This is a genomic window from Tahibacter amnicola, assembly GCF_025398735.1.
GTDB lineage: Bacteria > Pseudomonadota > Gammaproteobacteria > Xanthomonadales > Rhodanobacteraceae > Tahibacter > Tahibacter amnicola.
Genome location: NZ_CP104694.1, coordinates 4,526,057 through 4,545,782 on the forward strand (window position 1 = coordinate 4,526,057; position 19,726 = coordinate 4,545,782).

The 19,726-nt window shown below is 63.8% G+C and carries 24 protein-coding genes; 11 read left to right on the plus strand and 13 right to left on the minus strand.

Annotation, left to right across the window (positions count from 1 at the left end; translation table 11 throughout):
- Positions 1–22 precede the first annotated feature (22 nt).
- Together N4264_RS17630 and N4264_RS17635 are read right to left on the minus strand one after the other, a co-directional pair.
- The gene (locus N4264_RS17630) at positions 23–829 is read right to left on the minus strand and encodes a class I SAM-dependent methyltransferase (RefSeq protein WP_261693548.1); all 807 of its coding nucleotides are present in this window, start codon (positions 827–829) and stop codon (positions 23–25) included.
- Positions 826–2,241 (minus strand): FAD-binding protein, encoded by a 1,416-nt coding sequence (locus N4264_RS17635; RefSeq protein WP_261693549.1) that lies wholly within the window; start codon positions 2,239–2,241, stop codon positions 826–828. Before N4264_RS17635 ends, N4264_RS17630 begins: the two co-directional genes overlap by 4 nt.
- 107 nt (positions 2,242–2,348) lie before the next feature.
- Here N4264_RS17635 and N4264_RS17640 point away from each other — a divergent pair, with 107 nt between their 5' ends.
- Positions 2,349–3,137: a helix-turn-helix domain-containing protein gene (locus tag N4264_RS17640; protein WP_261693550.1), complete on the plus strand. Its 789-nt coding sequence runs from the start codon at positions 2,349–2,351 to the stop codon at positions 3,135–3,137.
- 1 nt (position 3,138) lies between these two features.
- Here the strand turns inward: N4264_RS17640 and N4264_RS17645 are convergent, their stop codons facing one another.
- The 7 genes from N4264_RS17645 to N4264_RS17675 all read right to left on the minus strand — a co-directional run bounded on the left by N4264_RS17645 (position 3,139) and on the right by N4264_RS17675 (position 8,099).
- Positions 3,139–3,483, minus strand: coding sequence for a tetratricopeptide repeat protein (locus tag N4264_RS17645; RefSeq protein WP_261693551.1), 345 nt, complete (start codon positions 3,481–3,483; stop codon positions 3,139–3,141).
- Between the two features lie 134 nt (positions 3,484–3,617).
- Positions 3,618–4,178, minus strand: a complete 561-nt coding sequence (locus tag N4264_RS17650; protein ID WP_261693552.1) for a tetratricopeptide repeat protein — start codon at positions 4,176–4,178, stop codon at positions 3,618–3,620.
- A gap of 14 nt (positions 4,179–4,192) precedes the next feature.
- The gene (locus N4264_RS17655; RefSeq protein WP_261693553.1) at positions 4,193–5,806 is read right to left on the minus strand and encodes a DUF4384 domain-containing protein; all 1,614 of its coding nucleotides are present in this window, start codon (positions 5,804–5,806) and stop codon (positions 4,193–4,195) included.
- 30 nt (positions 5,807–5,836) lie between these two features.
- Complete coding sequence (locus N4264_RS17660) at positions 5,837–6,190, minus strand: hypothetical protein (protein ID WP_261693554.1); 354 nt, start codon at positions 6,188–6,190, stop codon at positions 5,837–5,839.
- A 61-nt stretch (positions 6,191–6,251) separates the two neighbouring features.
- Entirely contained in the window at positions 6,252–6,554 is a 303-nt protein-coding gene (locus tag N4264_RS17665) for a hypothetical protein (protein ID WP_261693555.1), read from the minus strand.
- Positions 6,555–6,626: 72 nt separating this feature from the next.
- Entirely contained in the window at positions 6,627–6,926 is a 300-nt protein-coding gene (locus tag N4264_RS17670) for a hypothetical protein (RefSeq protein ID WP_261693556.1), read from the minus strand.
- Between the two features lie 705 nt (positions 6,927–7,631).
- Positions 7,632–8,099: a DUF1203 domain-containing protein gene (locus N4264_RS17675; protein WP_261693557.1), complete on the minus strand. Its 468-nt coding sequence runs from the start codon at positions 8,097–8,099 to the stop codon at positions 7,632–7,634.
- Positions 8,100–8,366: 267 nt separating this feature from the next.
- On the opposite strand from N4264_RS17675, the gene N4264_RS17680 reads away from it, so the two are divergent.
- On the plus strand, positions 8,367–8,810 hold the full coding sequence (locus tag N4264_RS17680) for a hypothetical protein (protein WP_261693558.1): 444 nt from the start codon (positions 8,367–8,369) through the stop codon (positions 8,808–8,810).
- Positions 8,811–8,893: 83 nt separating this feature from the next.
- Here N4264_RS17680 and N4264_RS17685 read toward each other — a convergent pair whose 3' ends face one another.
- Entirely contained in the window at positions 8,894–9,127 is a 234-nt protein-coding gene (locus N4264_RS17685) for a hypothetical protein (protein ID WP_425508283.1), read from the minus strand.
- An 86-nt stretch (positions 9,128–9,213) separates the two neighbouring features.
- On the opposite strand from N4264_RS17685, the gene hemN reads away from it, so the two are divergent.
- Entirely contained in the window at positions 9,214–10,611 is a 1,398-nt protein-coding gene (hemN, locus tag N4264_RS17690) for an oxygen-independent coproporphyrinogen III oxidase (RefSeq protein WP_261693559.1), read from the plus strand.
- Positions 10,612–10,719: 108 nt separating this feature from the next.
- Here the strand turns inward: hemN and N4264_RS17695 are convergent, their stop codons facing one another.
- A complete protein-coding gene (locus N4264_RS17695; protein ID WP_261693560.1) occupies positions 10,720–10,884 on the minus strand; it encodes a hypothetical protein in 165 nt (54 codons plus the stop codon).
- On the opposite strand from N4264_RS17695, the gene N4264_RS17700 reads away from it, so the two are divergent.
- The 8 genes from N4264_RS17700 (at position 10,883) to N4264_RS17735 (ending at position 18,353) form a co-directional block, all read left to right on the plus strand.
- A complete protein-coding gene (locus N4264_RS17700; RefSeq protein ID WP_261693561.1) occupies positions 10,883–13,168 on the plus strand; it encodes a nitric-oxide reductase large subunit in 2,286 nt (761 codons plus the stop codon). The two genes, N4264_RS17695 and N4264_RS17700, sit on opposite strands and share 2 nt — an antisense overlap.
- A 59-nt stretch (positions 13,169–13,227) precedes the next feature.
- Entirely contained in the window at positions 13,228–13,635 is a 408-nt protein-coding gene (locus tag N4264_RS17705) for a SirB2 family protein (protein ID WP_261693562.1), read from the plus strand.
- Positions 13,636–13,834: 199 nt separating this feature from the next.
- Positions 13,835–15,346, plus strand: coding sequence for a copper-containing nitrite reductase (gene nirK / locus N4264_RS17710; protein WP_261693563.1), 1,512 nt, complete (start codon positions 13,835–13,837; stop codon positions 15,344–15,346).
- Between the two features lie 95 nt (positions 15,347–15,441).
- A complete protein-coding gene (locus N4264_RS17715) occupies positions 15,442–16,206 on the plus strand; it encodes a formylglycine-generating enzyme family protein (protein WP_261693564.1) in 765 nt (254 codons plus the stop codon).
- The gene (locus tag N4264_RS17720; RefSeq protein WP_261693565.1) at positions 16,203–16,778 is read left to right on the plus strand and encodes an SCO family protein; all 576 of its coding nucleotides are present in this window, start codon (positions 16,203–16,205) and stop codon (positions 16,776–16,778) included. Before N4264_RS17715 ends, N4264_RS17720 begins: the two co-directional genes overlap by 4 nt.
- A gap of 26 nt (positions 16,779–16,804) precedes the next feature.
- Positions 16,805–17,245: an azurin gene (gene azu / locus N4264_RS17725; RefSeq protein WP_261693566.1), complete on the plus strand. Its 441-nt coding sequence runs from the start codon at positions 16,805–16,807 to the stop codon at positions 17,243–17,245.
- A 65-nt stretch (positions 17,246–17,310) separates the two neighbouring features.
- Positions 17,311–18,075: a helix-turn-helix domain-containing protein gene (locus tag N4264_RS17730; protein WP_261693567.1), complete on the plus strand. Its 765-nt coding sequence runs from the start codon at positions 17,311–17,313 to the stop codon at positions 18,073–18,075.
- Positions 18,076–18,149: 74 nt separating this feature from the next.
- On the plus strand, positions 18,150–18,353 hold the full coding sequence (locus tag N4264_RS17735) for a hypothetical protein (RefSeq protein WP_261693568.1): 204 nt from the start codon (positions 18,150–18,152) through the stop codon (positions 18,351–18,353).
- A gap of 13 nt (positions 18,354–18,366) precedes the next feature.
- Here N4264_RS17735 and tadA read toward each other — a convergent pair whose 3' ends face one another.
- Both tadA and N4264_RS17745 read right to left on the minus strand, forming a co-directional pair.
- The gene (gene tadA / locus N4264_RS17740; RefSeq protein WP_261693569.1) at positions 18,367–18,834 is read right to left on the minus strand and encodes a tRNA adenosine(34) deaminase TadA; all 468 of its coding nucleotides are present in this window, start codon (positions 18,832–18,834) and stop codon (positions 18,367–18,369) included.
- 275 nt (positions 18,835–19,109) lie between these two features.
- Positions 19,110–19,508, minus strand: a complete 399-nt coding sequence (locus N4264_RS17745) for a RidA family protein (protein ID WP_261693570.1) — start codon at positions 19,506–19,508, stop codon at positions 19,110–19,112.
- Positions 19,509–19,726: the final 218 nt, after the last annotated feature.

Genomic DNA, 19,726 nt, shown 5'->3' on the forward strand with positions numbered 1-19,726 from the left:
GACCTCCGTCATCGCTTGCGGTTCAATCAGCGGCCAACCGTGCCCCTGCCCGTTCGAAGCAGAACAGGGACTCACCTTTGCATCGACCGCCAGACGCTACCCCATCCACCAAAGCAGCAACGTATCCATGCTGTCGCGCACAGGCACGCACGCACGTGTCCGGCAACGACCATCGGAACGGCTCGCCACTCAGGCGAAGCAACCGGTTGACCCAGCGCGATTGCCCCTCGAATCCCACCGCGCCCCGGCATTCCGAGGTCATTGCACTGAACACCAGCATCTGCGCACCGCTTACGTCCGCCACAGACCGCAGCAAGCGCGCAACCGCCTCCGCTGGCAGGTACATCAGGACGGCCTCGGCAATCCAGAGGGTATCGCTCGTGTTACGCAGTACATCAGCAACGTCGGAAAACCCCCGCGCGAGGTCCGCTGGACGCACCTCGATCGGGCTATCCTTGCCGAGCAATCGCCTTCGCGGATGAACCTCATCGGGATGCACCAGCTCGGTCACCTGTACGCCGCATTGATGCAGCGCCACGCCAAGGCCATCGAAACCCGGCGCCAGGATCACCGCACGCGCAAACCCTTTCCGGACAGCCGCCTCGGCCACGCGCCAGATCCACGCCTTCCTCGCCACGTAGTGAGCGGCGATGCCTGGCAGCACCAGGCCTTCCATCCAACCGAGTGTTTGTCGCAGGGCGCGAGTGGCGAGGATGGACGGCGTCACCGCCTCCGCAAAGGCGCGCGTCGCATCCGGCAGCTGCAACGCGCGTCCGGCGCGATCTTCATAGTGAACGCCCAGCGCCACCAGGCGGGCCGTCATGCTCATGGCTCACCCGTTTCCACCCGTGTCGCCGACAACCGGCGAAACCAATCGCTGCAGAACTGGCGGCGCGGATCGATCTCACGCTTGAGCGCCAGAAAGCGCTCCATCTGTGGATATGCGCGACGCACCTGCGTCGCCGACGCGTAGCCGTGGTACGTCAGGTAGTAGCTGCCCCCCAGATCCAGCGCCTCGTCAATCAGGGATCGAAACACATCACGGGCCACTGCGATACCCGCCGGATCGTGTCGCACGTGCAGGTTGAACACGACGCACAGGAAATCCTCGCGCGCCCACGCCAGCAGTGTTTCCCGGTCGGCGCGAATGCGTCGTACCGTCCCATAGATCACATCCGCCCTTCCAGGCCGCAGTACATCCGCTGCGCGTGACAGGAACAGCGGCAGCGCCGGCGCCGGGACGTACAGTTCGGTGATCATCTCTGAGCCGCAGTGGCCCAATGCGCGATCAAGCTCGGCGTGGTATCCGTCGGGATAGATGCCAAACTGATGGTCATCGGAGGCATAGCGCTGGCCATCCGTGCGCTCGTAGAACGCGCAGTAACGCCGGAACGCCTCGCGTTTGTCCACGTGAGCCAGGCGCATCAGTTCGCGCCACAGCGCATCGTTCAGTGCAACGGCCGGCTCAGGCATCAGTGCCTCGTCCGGGAGGGGCCGGTAACACGCGAACACGCCGTGTCGCAGAAACGTTTCGTCCGAAGGATCGATCGAAAACTGGAAGTCGCCATAAAGGCTTCCGCTGGCCACCTCTGCCTCGAATGCTGCGGGCACCAGGTCAACGTCCAGCAGGCGCACGCGCCGTTCGAGTTTGCAGCGACGCGCCAATCGCAACGTCACGGTGTCGACGACACCCAGCAGGCCGTATCCACCGATAGCGGCAGCGAACAGTCCGGGGTACCGGCTGCGATCCACATCCACAGAGGTACCATCGGGAAGTATCAGCCGGAACGCTTCGATGTCCTGCACCAGCGGCGCGAAATCCAGGCCCCGTCCGTGCGCGTTCGCCGAGAGAGAGCCGCCCAATGTGAAGTCGTCAGCGCCACTCTGTTTCTGTCGGATACACCATCCCTGCCCGTCGCCACGACGGCGCATCGTCAACCACTGGTGGAGCGCTGGCCAACGGATGCCGGCTTCCACTTCGATCAGCCCACGCTGCGAATCGTGATCGAGCACACGGGCATGGCGTGTCATGTCCAACAAGCCACCGCCGTCGCAGAACTGCTGGCCACCCATGGCATGTCGTCCGCCTGCGACGGAGACTGTCATTCCAGACCGGCGAAACCGGGCCAGCGAGCGTCGCAGAGCCACCGGTCCAGCGGGACACTCGACCCAGGCTGGACACGACGCATTGAGCGCACTGTGCCGGTCATTGACCAGCAAGCCTTCCGAACGAGCATTCACGGTGATCTCTCCGGCGTTGGGTGAGACCACGATCCGTCGCAGGCGCCGCTGTTTCAACACCTTCTGGCGAAGTATCGTACGATGATACCGATCGTTCGGAGGCACTCATGGACCGCACCGACATTTCGCGCCGCCTGCTGGATGCGCTCAAGCAGGCACTGCGGGCACGCGGGATCACCTACGCACAGGTCGCCAAGGCGCTTGAGCTCTCCGAGCCATCGATCAAGCGGCTGTTTTCCCGCGGCGACTTCAGTCTGGAACGGCTGGGCCGCGTCTGTGCCATGGCGGAACTGGACTTTCTCGACCTGGCCAAGCTCGCGCGGCAACGCAGCGAGCGCACGTCGCAGCTCACGCTCGCGCAGGAACAGGCACTCGCCGACGACGAAACGCTGATGCTGGTATTCCACCTGCTCCTCGCCGGATGGAAATCCGCCGATATCCGCGCGCACTACGGGCTGACCCAGGCACAGACCATCCGCGCGCTGGCCCACCTCGACCGTCTTCGGCTGATCGTTCTTGAGCCGGGGGATCGGGTTCGTCTGGTGGTACCACGCAACGTCGTGTGGCGCCGGCAGGGTCCTGTGCGACGACGCTACGGCGACGCCGCCCTGCGGGAGTTTATCGACTCGTCCTTCGAGGGAACCGACGAAATGCTGTTTCTCGAAACGCGCGAGCTCGGTCCGGCTTCGCGCGTCCTCATCCGGCGCCGGCTTGAACGTCTTTCCCAGGAATTTCTCGAACTGGCCGAACTGGACGCCGGCCTGGCACCGTCGTCGCGTCGCAATGTGGGCCTGGTTCTGGCCATGCGGCCATGGGTATTTTCTCTCGCCCGTTCCCGCCCGGAGAAGGCAGGCTCAGCTACCGGCGGTCACAAACCAGCGCCGCAGCGGCGCTGACTCATGGAACTAACGGGCGGCCAATGTCCGTACCGACGCGCCATTGCAGCAGATCTGACAGCAGGTCCTCTTCACGCGCCGGGGCTGCGACACCTTCCAGTCCCCCGCTCGAACCTGCCACGCGCGCCATGCTCAACTCCTGCAGCCAGGAAACGGCCACGCCCAGCGGTTCCGCAGGATCGGGCTTGCTCAATATCAGACCGAGCATCTCCTTCGCCGGGCTGTACGACTGTCGCGCAGACAGGCGATACAGGCGCATCGCCTCCGAATAGTCAATCGGCACCCCTTCTCCGCGGTGATAGCGGCGGGCCAGTTCGAACTGCGCTACCGGATCAGAAGCAGCCACGCGATCCCGAAGGGCCCGGACGGACTGCGCGGCACGCTCCCGGAACACTGCAACCCGTTCCAGATTCTCCAGTGCCGGTGCATGCCCCTGATCTGCAGCGAGCCGGAACCACAGCTCGGCGGTCGTGAAATGACCTAGGCCCTGGTAGTAGATACCCAGCTCGTTCTGCGCGAAGGGATCCCCCGCTCCGCGCCGGTCTCGACCAGCTGGCGCCAGTCCAGCCCGCGCCGCGACCCGCTGCGCTCCAGCATCGCCTGCATCAACCAGGCACGCACCACACCACTGCCTTGCCCGCCGGAGAATACCGTGCGCGCCGCGTCGGGATTGCGCGGCATGCCGCGCCCTTCCGACGCCAGGTAGCCCCAGGCGACAGCCGCACGCCAATCGCCCTGGTGCCGCGCCTGATCCAGCCAACGGGCTGCCTCCACGTAGCTGCGCGTTACCCGGTCGCCACGGTAGTAGGCCAGCGCGACAGCCAGCATGGCCTCGACATTGCCACCATTGGCCTGTTGAAGCAGCCGGCGAGGAATACCACGCGAACGCACTCCAGGCGCAGCCTCCGCCTCTACCTCGACGATCACCGCAGGCGTCTCCTCTGCATCACGCGGCACCGCCGAAGGTACGATCTCCGCGACCGCAGCCGCAGCGAAGAGGCCCGCCAGCAATACCAGAATCGTGCTCTTCAGCAGCCGCATGGCGTTCCCCTCAGTCAGCGCTTCTTCTGCACTTTCCACTCGATCATCTGGCGCCCCAGGCCGGGAATGACCAGCGCATCAAAGGACTGTGAGATCTTCTCCAGCGTCCAGGATGGCAGCGGGGTCAACGGCGCTGCGCGCAACGGCTCGGGCAAGGATGCGGTGACGTCACGGTCACTTGCCACGCATAGCACTGCCTCCTGCCCGGCCTTGGTCAACTCGATCACAAAGCTCTGTGGATCCGCCGGGTCGGGTACGCGTACCAGCCGCCGGGCGTGGAGAGGCTGCTCCAACTGCCGTGGATTTGGATAGATCTGGGCCACGGTGTTGGCTACGTCGCGGTAGTAGCAATAGACCCAGGAACTGCGATCGACACTGATGCCCAGCTGCAACGTTTCGCCCACGAGGAAGTTCGGGTCGGCGCGCGGCAGGGACAACTTCACGGCAATAGCGGCCGGCGACAGCGTGTCGAGCGGCTGCGCGCCGTTACGCGGCTGCCCAGCCAGCGCCGGGTCCAGTCGGCCTTCTTCATCGATGACGGCGTTGTCCAGCCCCACCGCCGTGAAGTGCCCCTGCCCATCCGTACGAACATAGTTCTTGGCAAGCTCGGCGTAGGTCTGGAAGCCGAGGTCACCGCTGGGTACCAGATCGTGATCGGCCTGGAAGCGCTGGATGGCATCACGCAGCGCCGTGTCGTAATGGGTCGAATCACCACCAGCAAGATATCCACGTCCGTGCAGCGCTTTGCGGAAAAACGCCAGGCGTGCGTCGATATCCATTGCGCGGTACCAGTCGTGCAGCTGGCGCTGGAATTCCGGATGGGCCTGATCCAACGACAGGCACTGCCAGTACGGCAGTTTCGCCCACTTGCCCACCAGCTCCACAAGTCCCAGCTCCACCAGCGTGCGAACCGCTGGTCCCACACCCTGCGAAACATCGTTACCGATGTTGAACTGCACGCCGTTCTTGCGGATGCGGCCGCCCAGGTCCATTCCCGATCCCTGGTTTGCCAGCACGATTTCGTTGGCGGCATCGACGCCCGTCAGTAGCGTCCGTGTGTTGAAATCGCCCAGGTGCAATTCCATGCCGAAGGCGGTGCCGATGAGGTCGCGCGAATAGCCATACTCGTAGTTGGCACCGGCAACTCCGATACCGCGTCGACGGACCAGCACATTCTGGTCCATATAGCTGATTGCGCCAGACACATACAGCTGCGGCTTCGGAACATCGAGCTGCCCGGCGCCAATCAACATTGAGCTCAGGGTCTGCACCGTGTCCTGGCGCAGCGGATCCACTTCGAAGTCGACAAAGCGGAACGCCTCGCTCGTGCGCGACATCGCCGACAGCGCCGTCACGATCATCTCCTTTGTCGCAACGTACACCTTTCCGGAAGCGTCGGGGATGTTCTTGCTCGTGATGATTGTCGTGCCGCGATGACTCTCGCGCAGCAACCCATCCATGCATGCCAGGCTGTCGGTGAATCCGGAAATCGAACGTTCCGCCTGGACAACGGGCCTGTCTTCAACGCCTACGCGCTCAAAGAACGGCACGTCGCGCCGAGGATCAGCCGCCACACAACCGCCCAGCACGGCCACCGCCGCAATCAGCCCTACGACTCTACCCTTCATCACCACCCCACCGCCCCCGACAAGGTCATGCTACTTGCACAGATTGATCACGTTTCCATTCACGACAACAATGCGCTCGTTGCGCGTCTCCGACTGCGGACCGTAGCGCGGCGCCATCGGCCCGCTGGGTGCCTGCGTCGTGCCGACATTGGTCACGCAAACCTTGGCGCCGACCGCCGACGGCACCATGGTGGTGTCCGTAGTTCGCTGTGTGGAGCCGAAGCCCAGCCATCGCTTGGCCTGGACCTGATTGACCGCCGCACGGTCCCACGGGTCAATCTCCTTGCGCGGCGTGACATCATTCTGCTGCGCCTGCGCCACGCGCAAAGACAGCAGCGCTGCAACGGCGACCAACGCCGCGGCCGTGACTATGAGCCGTTTCATGGCATCTCCCGGCAACGGCGGACCCACAAGGCGGGCCCGCCGGCACACGACTGTGCGTCTATCAGTTTCCGTCGTTGGACGACAGGTTCTGCTCGGCCTTGGACATCGGGCCGACGGCGGCGTTGATCACCGCACCCTTGACGTCGGTCGACTGCTTGTTGTCACCGCCAATTTCCACCTTTCCCTTGTTGGACGAAAGGTTCTGGCGGGCCGTGGCGCTCGGACCAACGGCGGCGTTGATCACCGCACCCTGCACTTTCACGCTCTGGTCGTTCTTCCCCTTGATCTTCACTTCAGCATTGGCAGCACCGGCGAAAGCCAGGGCAACGACGGCCACCATTCCAAGCAGATTCTTCGTGTTCATGCACTTTCCCTCTACGTAACGTACGACCCCTGCGAGACTGCGCGGCGTGGGGGCCAGCGCCGCCGCGCCGGTTCAGTCGTCTTCCTCGACTACCGACCCGATATTGATTTCCGACTTGGAACCGCGCCCGTTCGCCTCGTTGACGATGGAACCGGAAACCTGCACTGACTGCGTGTTTCCCGCGGATATCGTGGCGCCTACGACCGAGCCGATGCTGATTTCAGCTTTGCCGCCGTTGTTGGCCTTGTTGACGATGGAACCCTTTACCGTCACCGTCTGGCTGTTGCGGCCACCGATGACGACCGTGTCAGCGCCAGAGACGGCAAAAGGCATGCAGGCGGCCAGCGCCAGCATGGCGATTCGACATTTCATCGATGTCCCCGACAGGTGCGAATTGAAGACGCGAATGGACTGCACGACTCCCCCTTCTGTAACCGGCATCCGGCCAGTCACTCAGTAATTCGCAGGGGCGTCAGTCAAAGTGCCAGCGGGGGTGGCAGAAGGTTGCGGGACTGTGCGCGACGGCGCGTTTCAGCGTCGCGCCAGGGCACAGCCTGCGGCGGATCTGGACGGCCGCGGCGCAACAAATGGCGGAGTTTGTGCTCTTCTGTACTCAATCGCTGCTGTAGCTGCTGCTGGAACCAGAATCCGAAGCACTGCTGCAACCGGAAATCGACGTCGACGAAAAGTCCGACGAGAACACTATGTCATCAGCGCATTGGCCAGATTCGGTCGATGGCTTTGCCACGTCATCATCGCTCCGACCGGCACTACCGGTCATGGCCGCCGAATCGCCGACCGCTGCACCAGGGAAAGGAGCAGACGTGTCTGTGCCCGGGGGAAATAGACGAGGGCCGCATCCTCGACCGTCCCCGCCGCCGACGAAGCCTCCCGCGCGCCAGGACGACGCGCATGAACACCTCTCGGAGTGCCACTGCGGGCACGCCAGCCGAACAGACGCGTGAGGAAATCCCACATGCGGAACTCCCGAATGGATACAAAGGATGCGCCGGCGCACAGGGCGCCAGAGTCAGGATCGTATCACCCGGAAACGACCGCACAGACGCGCCAGAGCGGTCAGACGCGATCAATACGGGCCGCAAAACAGCCGCGGCGCGCGTAGTGCGCGTGCAGGTACGCCACGCGTGCATCAGCGAAGAAGCGGTTGATCAACGTCGGCAGCTGCTCCCCCTCGGTGATATCGGCATCCACCATCCAGTCGTCCTTGTCGTAGGCCCGCAGGGAAATCAGACGCACCTTCATCACTTCCGGCACCTCGCCCACGGCGTCAAACGGGTGCTCCGCCCCTTCCTTGACGTAGATGGCGTGCGATGCGCGATACGGGCTCCGAGCGGGCAAATGCGTGAAATTCAGCAATAGCACTGACTCGCCCGGCTCAAGGTCGCGCAGCTCGATCCGGTCGGGAAACGCCCCCTTGCGGTCGACGGTATAGCGGCGCACGCCCTGTGCGGCCAGCGCCTCGTCGGACAGGCCAAATAGCGCGGAGAACGGTGCGGTTTCCAGGCCGCGGATGCGATACGTCATGGTGGAACTCCGTAGCAAGGTGTATTCGCAGTCTCGCCATTGGAGGCGCTGTCCACCATCCGGATCTTGCGTTGGCCAGCCGCAGGGTCGCCTGTTGCGGATCTCGCGCCGTGACGGCATCGGCCATGGCCATGACGGAACTTTTCTACCGCCCGGAGTGACAGATTGCGCCGGCGCGACCAACGGGCCACGGCCACGCCTGATCACCCTCGAACCCTATTCCCGCGTTCGTCCAGCCAGCCACTCCATCGTCATGGGGAATCCCCGATGAAGCGACTTTCCGTTGTCGCGTTGCTCGCCTGCAGCTTCGCCCTCACTGCCTGCGCCACCACCAGCCACGTCACCTCGCGCCAGCCCGGCGCGGAACTGTCGTTGCGCAACCACCAGGTTGCCCTGCCCTCGTCGCATCGACTCCGGGTAACCAGCTTCGGCAACTACGCATTCAAGGTCGTTGCCGCGGACGGCGAGCCGTTCTATGGCGTGCTCCCGCTGGCCTTCAAGGGCGGCCATCTTGCGGCCGACATCCTGCTGTTTGCACCTGCCGCGTTCTTCAATGTGCGGGGAGCCTACAAGTACTACGAGTTCGACACCGGCAAGGGCATCGTGCGTTTCAGAGACCACCCTTCCGACCCCTGGACTGAATACGCGCCCAAACCCGAAGAAGTCGCGCGTGCGCGGGGTTACTTCGCGTCACGCGCTTTCGGCAAATAGTCCATCGTCACGAACGATCCGTAACGCCACTACGGCATTCAACCACCGTGAAAGGGAGCCGGATTGCCCGGCTCCTTTGTGATTCAGCGATCAGTGGCCGCCGAGGACTGCACAGCTTCTTCGTAGCCGTCGAAGCTCATCGCCGCGCCGGCCCGTCCCTGGGTCAGCGAACGGAGCGCCGTCGTGTACCCGGCGAGACGGGCCAGCGGCGCGCGAACGACGATGCAGGTGCGCAGCCCCTGGTCTGGCCAGTCCCTGTGCCAGGCGAAGCAGGTCTTCCGAGCGCTCCGGATGGATACGCCAGGACAGCACGACAAGCGGCACAGTCCGACGGGGCCTGACCTGAAGATCCCGCTTGATCCGTATCAAGGTCGACCCGGCCAGAGCGGCCTAGGCTGCGGTCATGGAAACCTCGCCCGTCATCCCCACCGATCTCCTGCGCCGCTACGATCGGCCCGGGCCGCGCTATACCTCCTATCCGACAGCGCCACAGTTCAGCCCGGCTTTCGGCGAAGAGCAGCTGCGCCAGGCGGCCACGGCCAGCAATGGCGATCCGATTCCCCGGCGCCTTTCTCTGTATGTCCACGTTCCATTCTGTGCAAGTCCATGCTTCTACTGCGGCTGCAACCGCGTCATCACCCGCGACGTGAAGCGTGCGGAGCCTTACCTGGCCTCCCTTGAGCGCGAGATCGCGCTGACGGCCCCCTTGTTTGATCCAGACCGCGAAGTCATCCAGCTGCATTTTGGTGGTGGCACGCCCAATTTCCTGTCGCCGGGCCAGCTGCGCGCCGTCGTCGGGACCTTGCAACGCCAGTTCCATTTCTCGACCGCAGAAGACCGCGATATCTCCATCGAGCTCGATCCCCGCCACGTCACGCCCGACGAGATCGCGATGCTGGCGGACATCGGATTCAATCGCGCGAGCCTGGGCGTGCAGGATTTCGATCATGACGTCCAGGTCGCCGTCAATCGCATCCAGCGCGTCGATGAGACGCTCGCCATCATCGACGCCTGCCGTCGGAATGGCATGCGGTCGGTCAACGTGGACCTGATCTACGGGTTGCCGCGGCAAACGCCGGAAGGATTCTCGCGCACGCTGGACACCATCATCGCGGCGCGCCCCGGCCGGCTGGCCGTGTACAGCTACGCGCACCTGCCGGCATTGTTCAAGGCGCAGCGGCAGATCGACCCCGCCCAACTGCCATCGCCGGACGAAAAGCTCGGCCTGCTGCAACTGGCGATTTCGCGGCTGACGCACGCAGGTTACGTCTACATCGGCATGGATCATTTCGCCTTGCCGGACGACGAATTGGCACGGGCCCAGACACGCGGCGGATTGCACCGCAATTTCATGGGCTATACGACGCACGCCGACAGCGACCTCATCGGACTGGGCGTCAGCGCGATCAGTCATATCGGAAACACTTTCAGCCAGAATCCCCGCGATATCCCCACGTGGGAAGCCGCGCTGGCCGCGGGACGCCTGCCCGTTGTCCGCGGCATGCGCCTGTCAGAAGATGACCAGCTGCGTGCCGATCTCATCCAGCGGCTGATGTGCCAGGGCGAGATTCCCACCAACGCGCTGGAACGCCGCTACGGAATCGATTTCGACACCTACTTCCGAGCCGCACTGGAGAGTCTGGCACCGCTGGTGGCCGATGGTCTCATCACGCGTCCCGACCGGAATTTTCGCGTTACGCCGCAAGGGCGTCTTCTGCTGCGGTCAATTGCCATGTGTTTTGACCGATACCTCACCGCCACACCGGCGTCGACAGCGCCGACGTTCTCGCGCGCTGTCTGACGCGCATCGGCGTGCCTGGTGGCCTGTAACACTCGAATCGGAAGTGCCTGACTCGTTCTGGCCGCGCTGGACGTGCTTCTCATTCGGGCTGTAGCGCTGCTACAGCCCTCACTCCGAAGCCACGCCCAGCACGACCAGCCCTTCGCCAGTCACTCCCGATTCTTCGGCTGCAGGCCACTGGTCCTTTGTCGCAAATGCGTCGCAACTGACCTGGATCAGTGCCGCCCGTCTCGTCGGAGCGCACGCTGGCACCGAGTAATCGGAGACGATCATGAGCAATGTCCGCAAGTTATGGCTGGGCCTTACGGCCCTGCTGATCGTGTCGTTCTCGGTGCTGCTATGGGCCGGCGGCGAGATCTTCCGCGCTGCGCCGCCCGTACCCGAGAAAGTGGCCGCCGAAGGCGGTGCCGTCATCTATACCCGCGCCGACATCGAGCGAGGCCGTACCGTCTGGCAATCCATGGGTGGCATGCAGCTGGGTTCCATCTGGGGCCACGGCGGCTACGTCGCGCCGGACTGGAGCGCCGACGGCTTGCATCGCGAAGCGCTCGGTGTACTGGAGATCTGGGCGCGTGACAGCGGCGCAGAGAATTACGTATCGCTGTCGACCGAACAGCAGGCCGGGCTCCAGGCGCGACTGGCCGCCATGATGCGCACGAACACCTACGACGCCTCGACCGGCACCATCACGATCACACGCGACCGCGCAGCCGCTGTCGCGGACGTTGCTTCGCACTACATCAGCCTGTTCGGCAATGATCCGGCCACCGCGTCGCTGCGCGAGGCCTATGCCATGAAGGACAACACGGTCGACACGGCCGAACACCGCCGCGATCTTGCGGCGTTTTTCTGGTGGACGGCCTGGGCTGCGACGACCGAGCGCAGCACGACGAGCAAGGTCACCTACACGAACAACTGGCCCGGCGAGCCGCTGGTGAACAACACGCCGCCGGCCTCCTTGTGGGCCTGGTCGGCCTTCAGCGTGCTCTTCCTGATCGCGGGCATTGCCGCACTCGGCTGGCACTACGCTGTATCGCACGACCGCGACGAGGGCACGCACCGGCTGCCCGCCAGCGACCCGTTCGCCACGCTGCGCATTACCCCGTCCATGCGTGCCACGGCCAAGTATTTCTGGGTCGTGCTGGCGTTGTTCCTGGTGCAGATCCTGATGGGCGCCATCACGGCTCATTACCAGGTTGAAGGACAGAATGCCTACGGATTTGCGCTGTCGAACGTGCTGCCCTATTCGCTTTCCCGTACCTGGCACACACAGCTGGCGGTGCTGTGGATTGCGGTAGCCTGGCTCGGTACGGGCCTTTACATCGCACCGGCACTGTCGGGCCACGAGCCACGGTTCCAGCGGCTGGGCGTCAATGTGTTGTTCGGATGTCTGCTGATCATTGTGGTCGGGGCCTTCGCAGGCCAGTGGCTGGCGGTGATGCAGAAGCTCGGCCTTGCCAACAACTTCTGGTTCGGCCACCAGGGCTGGGAATACGCCGACATCGGCCGGTTCTGGCAGTGGTTCCTGTTTGTCGGCCTGCTGCTTTGGCTGGGGCTCGTCGGCCGCGCCCTGTGGCCGGTACTGCACGGCCCGCCGTCGGAATCCAAGGCGGTGGTCGGCCTGATGTTCCTCTCGACGGTGGCGATCGGCCTCTTCTTCGGCGCAGGCCTGATGTGGAACGAACACACGCATATTTCCGAAGTCGAGTACTGGCGCTGGTGGCTGGTGCACCTGTGGGTCGAAGGCTTCTTCGAAGTGTTTGCCACCGCCGTGATGGCGCTGATATTCACGCGCCTCGGCCTGGTCAAGGCCAGTTCCGCCACGGCAGGCGTGTTGTTCGCGACCATCGTGTTCATGGCTGGCGGCGTGCTGGGTACCCTGCACCACCTCTATTTCCTCGGCACGCCAACGGCTGTCGTTGCATTGGGCGCCAGCTTCAGCGCGCTGGAAGTGGTGCCGCTGGCCTACATCGGCTTCGAGGCTTACCACACCTGGAAGATGGGTCGCGCGACGCCGTGGATGGCCCGCTATCGCTGGCCAATTCTCTTCTTCGTCGCAGTCTCGTTCTGGAATCTCGTCGGTGCCGGACTGTTCGGCTTCCTGATCAATCCACCGCTGTCGCTGTACTACATGCAGGGTCTGAACCTCACCCCACTCCACGGGCACACGGCATTGTTCGGCGTCTACGGCATGCTCGGCATCGCACTGATGCTGTTCTGCCTGCGGGGGTTGCGCGGCCAGGTCGAATGGAATACACGCCCACTGCGCATAGCCTTCTGGACGCTCAACATCGGCCTTAGCCTGATGGCACTGCTGACGCTGCTGCCGTTGGGCGTCATGCAACTTCTTGCGGCGATTGACCACGGCTATGTCTACGCCCGTTCGGCCGAATTCATGCAGCGGCCGATCGTGGACCTCCTGGTCTGGATGCGCGTACCGGGTGACACCATTTTCAGCGTTGGTGCCCTGGCGCTATCGTGGTTTGTCTTCCGGCTCTGGGTGAAGCCCCGTCGCATGGCGGCCGGCACACCGGCGCTGCAGGCGGTCAGGAGCTGAGCGCAGGGCCCGCGGCGCGCCTGCGCCGCGGGCCCTGGTGCTGGTACGAAGGACACCCCATGATTGCTTTCTACGCACAGATCAAGTTCGTCCATATCGCAGCGGTCCTGGTCAGCGGACTACTCTTTCTCTTCCGCGGCGTACTGGTCCAGGCTGGACGGGAGCGCCTGGCCATGGCGGCTCCGGTGCGCTATCTGAGCTACACCGTCGATACGGTACTGCTGACCGCCGCGCTGATGCTGGTGACCATCCTGCCTGGTGCGCTGTTCGCGAACGGCTGGCTGTGGGCAAAGATCATCCTGCTGGTGGCGTACATCCTGTTCGGCGCACTCGCACTCAAACGCGCGCAGACGGCTCGCGCCCGACTGCTCAGTTTTGTCGCCGCGCTGGGCGTCTACGGCCTCATGCTGAGCATTGCCCGCGCACACCACCCGCTGGGCGTGCTGCATTGGTTGTTGCAGCAGTAGCGGCGACGCACAGAGAACGCGTTTGCAGGCGGCCACATGCCGCCGTTTTTGCTTCTGCGCCGGCAATTGATGCGAGTCAATCGTTTTCCACAACGCGCCATCACCCGCGTCTGCTATTGACTCAGGTCAACGCGCGCCTGTCCGGCAGGGCCCAGGCTTGTCCCAGACACATTCCAGTTTTTCAGCAGAGGGGATAGCCATGAACCGCCTGATGATTGCCCTGGCCATCGTGCTAGGCCTGCCCTTGGCATTGTCGAGCTGCGACAGCCCGCGCGCCGTTGCTGCGCCCACTACCGCCGACGATACCGGCGGTTCGCTCAAGGGCGATCTGGGTCCGCCGCAAGGTGAACCGGTCAAGGCCATCCTGACCAGTCCACCGGAAGTTCCGCCGCCGACCAACCGCACCAAACCGGCCAAGGTCATCGTCGAACTGGAAGTCGTCGAAAAGGAACTGCCGATCAGCGAGGGAGCGACCTATACCTTCTGGACCTTCGGCGGAACCGTCCCGGGCAGCTTCATTCGCGTGCGCACCGGCGACACCGTCGAATTCCACCTGCGCAACCATCCCAGCTCCAAGATGCCCCACAATATCGACCTGCACGGTGTCACAGGTCCCGGTGGCGGTGCCGCATCGAGTTTCACGGCGCCAGGCCACAGCTCGCAGTTCACCTTCAAGGCTCTCAACCAGGGACTCTACGTCTATCACTGTGCCACCGCTCCGGTCGGCATGCACGTGGCCAACGGCATGTACGGCCTGATCCTGGTCGAACCGCCCGAAGGCCTGCCCCCCGTTGACCGGGAGTATTACGTCATGCAGGGCGACTTCTACACGGTCGGAAAATTCCGTGAGAAGGGTCTTCAGGCGTTTGACATGCAGAAGGCCATCGATGAACACCCGACCTATGTGCTGTTCAATGGATCCGAGACCGCGCTGACCGGCGACCGGGCGATAAAGGCAAAGGTGGGCGAGAAGGTGCGTCTGTACGTGGGCAACGGCGGCCCTAACCTTGTTTCCAGTTTTCACGTGATCGGCGAGATCTTCGACAAGGTGTGGTACGAGGGTGGCACGCGCTTCCAGGAAAACGTCCAGACCACGATCGTGCCGGCCGGCGGCGCAATGATTGCCGAGTTTCACCTGGAAGTACCGGGCAGCTACGTGCTGGTCGACCATTCGATCTTCCGCGCCTTCAACAAGGGTGCGCTCGGCGTGCTGAAGGTCGACGGCCCCGAGAACAAGGCCATCTACTCGGGCAAGGAAGTGGACTCGGTCTACCTCGGCGAGAAGGTGGCGAGTCTCGAGGCGGTGTCCGCCGCAACCGCATCGGCTGCCGCCGGTACGCTCACGGAAAGCGAACAGGTGAAGGCAGGCCAGTCCATCTACACGGGCACCTGTTCGGTTTGTCACAAAGACGACGGTACCGGCATGCCGGGCGTTTTTCCGCCCATTACCAAGTCGGACTATTACTCGGCACTGAGCCCCGAAGAACGCATCAAGGTCATCCTCAATGGCCTCAGCGGCCCAATCAAGGTGAACGGCAAAGACTACAACTCGGTAATGCCCCCGATGAGCCAGTTCACGGATGATGAAATCGCCAACATCCTGACGTACGTGCAGAGTGCGGCGTTCGGAAACGGCGGCGGAAGGGTTACCAAGGAAGATGTCGCGAAGGTCCGTGCCTCGACACCTGCTGCGAAAGGCGCAGCGCACTAGAGCGCGTCACGCAACGCGGGCCTGCGGCGCCGCAATCGAACTCCCACATCGACCGTTCTTTTTGAGCATCGACAATGATCGGCATTGCGCTACTGATGACGTTGCACGCAAGCTTGACCGGAACGCCGGCGGAAAACGACTGGGTCCGGCTGCCGGGCAACCCGGCGTTCGCAACCGTGCTCGACTATGCCGACAGTGGCGGCAAGGCCCGTGTGGCGCCTTTTGAAATGAGCCGGCGGCCCGTGACAAACGCGCAATTCCTGGCGTTTGTCACGGCCAATCCCCGCTGGCGCCGCGGCGCGGTGCCAGCGGTCTTTGCCGAAGCACGTTACCTCGACCACTGGCGCGGGCCGCTGCAACTGGGCAACGATGTACGGCCGCAGCAGCCGGTTACGCGTATCAGCTGGTTTGCCGCCAGAGCGTACTGCGAATGGCAAAGTGCGCGACTGCCCCGGTGGGCGGAGTGGGAATACGCCGCAGCAGCCGATGGATCCCGCAGCGACGCACGCGCCGATCCCGCCTGGCGCGAACGCATCCTTTCCTGGTACGCCAAGCCGTCGACGCACGCGCTGGCTGATGTAGGCACAGGCAGTGCTGACGTCAACGGCATCCATGACCTGCACGGCCTGGTCTGGGAGTGGGTGGACGATTACGCAGCCATGCTTGTCTCATCCGACAATCGCCAGCAGGGCGACAAGGACATTCTCCAGTTCTGCGGTGCCGGCGCCCTCTCCACCAAGGACCGCGAAAACTACGCGGTGCTGATGCGTATCGCCATGCTGTCCGCACTCGAAGCAGATGACACCACCGCCAACCTCGGCTTCCGCTGTGCGCGGGAGATTCCCGGAGCAACGCCATGAAGGCCCTGCGTCGCTGCCTTGCACTGTTCCTGATCGCCACGTCCGCGGGCGCCGCCGAAATCGCGCTGCCTTCCGACTCCATCTATTGGCTGGACGCCACGCTCAGCGACCAATCGGGCGTCACCGCTCCGCTCAGCGCGCGGCGCGGCAAGCCGCAGCTGGTGGCCCTGTTCTACACATCGTGCAAGTTTGTTTGCCCTCTGATCATCGATAGCGCCAAAGGCGTGGAACGCGGCCTCGATCCACGTGAACGCGAGGCGCTCAATGTCTTGCTGGTCAGCCTGGACCCTGCTCGCGACGATACGGCCGCGCTAGCCTCGGTCGCCCGGAAACGCCGGCTCGATCCCGCGCACTGGACCCTGGCCCGGACCGATGACGGTTCCGTGCGCAAGCTCGCGGCACTGCTCGGCGTGCGCTACCGCGCACTCGACGACGGCGAGTTCAACCACACCAGTGCGCTGTATCTGATCGACGCGGAGGGCCGGAAAGTCGCCAGCACCAGCCAGCTCGGTCCTGTTCCCGACCCCGAATTCCTCACCCAGGTGCGCGCCGCCCTCTCGCCGCGTCCTTGATCGCCTACCCATCCAGGAGCTTGTCCATGCGTCGAATTGTCGCCTTTTCCCTATTTGCTGTTGCCGGCATCGCATCTGCGAAGAACTGCACCATCGACCTCAAGGCCGATGACCAGATGAAGTTTGACCAGGCGACCGTCACGGTCGCAGCCAGTTGCCCCACGATCACGATCAAGCTTGCGCACACCGGCAAGCTGGCCGTCACCGCCATGGGTCACAACGTGGCAATTTCGCCCACGGATTCCTACCAGGCTGTCGCACAGGACGGACTCAAGGCCGGTGCGGCCGGCCACTACCTTCCCGCCGGTGACACCCGTGTGCTCGGCTCCACCCCGCTGATCGGCGGTGGCGAAACGATCACGGCAACCTTCCCGGGCAACCGGCTCAAGGCGGGTGGCGACTACACCTTTTACTGCTCTTTTCCAGGCCATTGGAGCCTGATGAAGGGCAAGCTCGTCGTCGAATGACCCTTGCCATCGACCTGCTCCGGAATTGATCACCGTCAATCTGAGGTCCGGCGCTCTGTCCTAGCATGGGCCATGAGCGTCGTATCCCAACGGACAACTCCCTCGCACCGCCAGGCATCGCCGACGACGGCGATGCCATGGCCTTCTGCACCACCTGTGCCTTCGGCGCCGCCTGTACGGCGGAGGGCTACGACAAGAACGCCCTGCGCGAACTGCACTGCCTGGTGGAACACACCGGGATCTACCACGAAGGCGACTACGTCTTCCGCAAGAACACGCCCTTCACCGCCATCTACGCGATGCGCGCCGGCATGGTGAAAACCTGCCTGGTCGACGAACGGGGGCGCGAACACGTGCTCGGCTTCTTCCTGCCGGGCGAGATGATCGGTCTGAACGCGATCTATCCGGAGCGCTACCCCTGCGATGCGATCGCGCTGGATACGGTCACGCTTTGCCAGTTCTCCTTCCCGGCGATGGTCACACTGTCCACGCGCATGCCCACCTTGCAGCAGCAGCTATTCAAGCTCATGAGCAAGGACATCGGCAACGCCTCGCTTCTGGCTGGCGACCACTCCGCCGACGAACGTCTTGCAGCCTTTCTGATCGACCTTGGCGCCCGCTATGCTGCCCGCGGCTTCTCAGCGACGCGGTTCCGCCTCTCGATGTCGCGCACGGATATCGCCAACTACCTGCATCTGGCCGCCGAAACCGTCAGTCGCGTCCTGCGGCGCTTGCAGAATCAGAACCTGATCCATGTTTCCGGACGCGAAGTCGAAATCGTCGATCCGGCCGGCATGAATGCCCTGGCCCGCTGCATACTGCAGCCGTAGTTTCGCCTGACATGCGTCAAGGCGTCGCAGGCACACGCCGGGCAGGATGGATTCACCGACCACGGACACTGCCCATGCCCACCGAGATCGACACCCTGTACGCCTACCTCGGGGCCCTGGAGAACGCCGCCGAGGCCATCGACCAGGCGCGCCGCATCCGGCCCGATATCGGCCTGGATCACGCCATGAGCCAGCTCCGCGCCATGGTCGCGCGGGGCGGCATGGAGATGCAGCGCCTGCTGGAAGCCACCGAAGCAGCCATGCCGTCCGGCGGCTAGCAATGCCAACGAACTAACGACGGCTGCGGAAGAACCGGCGCAACAGGTCGCCCGCTTCGTCGGCAAGCAGTCCGCCCGCCACGGCGACGCGATGATTGTGACGTTCGGAAGTCAGCGTATCGAACACGCTTCCGGCCGCGCCGGTTTTCGGGTCCGTGGCACCGTACACCACGCGGCCGATGCGTGCGTGGATGATCGCCATGGAGCACATCGCGCAGGGTTCCAGGGTCACGTACAGCACCGCACCCGGGAACCGGTAATTCGACACCCGCTGCCCGGCATCGCGCATCGCGATGATTTCCGCGTGGGCGCTGGGGTCATTCAGCGTGATGTTGCGGTTCCATCCCTCGCCGATCACGTCACCGTTGAGCACAAGCACCGCGCCGACGGGGACCTCGCCTTCGGCGGTTTCCGCATGGCGAGCCAGCGCGAGGGCGCGGTGCATGAAGTGAATGTCAGGTTCGGAAAAGACGTCGGTCATGCGGAACAATCATCACTCATTCGCGCTGCGGATGCAGAGGCATCCGCGTCGCAGTTCGAAAAGGAACGGCTGCCAGCGCCGGTGACGCATCCATTTGCACGTCGCTGAGCCAGCGCTGGATCGGGCCAGCCGTGGAAGGATACCGGAAGCCCAGGCCAGCCCGGGAGTTCCAGGCCCATGGACGCAGACGCGCTTTACCGGAAACAGGTCATCTCATTGACTCTGCGCCGCACAGCCGCGCCCGTAGGTTCCCCCGGCGCCGCTGAACGGGGCGATCACGCTTCCCTCGCACGCTCCCTGGCGGCAACGGCAACGAGTTTCACCCTGGCTCCGTAGGGAAGCCCTGCGGCCTGCGCCACGGTCCGGGCGGGACGTTTTCCGGGCTCGAACAGGGACTCGAAGACCACATTGACGTCGGCGATGTCGCGAAGGTCGATCAGGTCGACCTGCACGAAACTGATGTCCTCGCGCGCAAATCCGGCTTCTCGCACGGCCGCGAAAACGTTCTGGAACGCCCGCGCCGTTTCCTCCTTCGTCGTGCCCGCAACGTACCTTCCTTCCTCATCAATGGACAGTTGGCCACTGACGAAGCACAGATTGTCCACGACCACCGCGTGGCTGATAGGAGCGCTCCATCTCGGCAGCCCTTCTCCGCTGGTGATGAATTTTCTCATCGCACGCCCCCGCGCCCTTGGCGCTGTTGTCGACCTTTCATCCACCTTCCTGCAGTACCAGGCGACGCGCCATGCCGGAAGGGATGAGATTTCCGACGTGGCGGCATTGTCGATGATCCGTCACCCAGGTCGCCCAGTCTGCAACACGACGCCGCACTTCACCACCCTCGAACGATGGCTTGTACGCCTGTACCACCGAAGCCGTTCCTACGTTCGTG